This is a genomic window from Herbiconiux daphne, from assembly GCF_024979295.1.
GTDB classification, from domain to species: Bacteria; Actinomycetota; Actinomycetes; order Actinomycetales; family Microbacteriaceae; genus Herbiconiux; species Herbiconiux daphnes.
In genome coordinates, this window is sequence record NZ_JANLCJ010000616.1 from 1 (window position 1) to 576 (window position 576).

Annotated in this window: 1 protein-coding gene; it reads right to left on the minus strand. The window is 41.3% G+C overall.

Annotation, left to right across the window (positions count from 1 at the left end; genetic code table 11):
* On the minus strand, positions 1–576 hold a 576-nt coding region (locus tag N1032_RS26765; RefSeq protein WP_259543703.1), incomplete at both ends, for a hypothetical protein.

Sequence of the window (576 nt, forward strand, 5' to 3'; positions counted from 1 at the left end):
AGTTCGGTTTATCCCAGTCTAATCCGGTAGAAGCCTCAAACATTTGACGCTGAATGGCTGATGTTAAAGGGTCTTGGAGAGGAGTAAGTCTACGAAGCGAGTCACGAACAAGATAAGCAGCATCAGCGTGGTCTTTCCAATCATCTGCTGTAAAATAACGAAGTGCTTGTGAGTAAGGAAGTCCAGATACTTGGTATAAATCTACCAATGTCTGAGCACCAGAAATGTTCTTGACTAAACTACCACCAATTGACTCCAGAATTTTATTTGTAGATTCTGGTTCATATTGATGTCTCATTGGTAGAGTAGGAGCAGTGGTAGTTCTAACATTATTAGCCCAATCACTCCCCAACATAGCAGCGACGTTAGAAGCATTACCTGCAACAGCAAGCATAGGGCTTCTTGTTACTAATTGGAAAACTTGCATAGCCGGGGATTGCATCATCTCACGGTATTCTCTTGCTGTCTCATCATCCATACCTAATGAACGAACATAGATTTTAATATTCTGTAAAGCAAATTGAATACCTAAACCCATTGACAACTCAAGAGCTTTCTCAACTCTACGTCCACCAC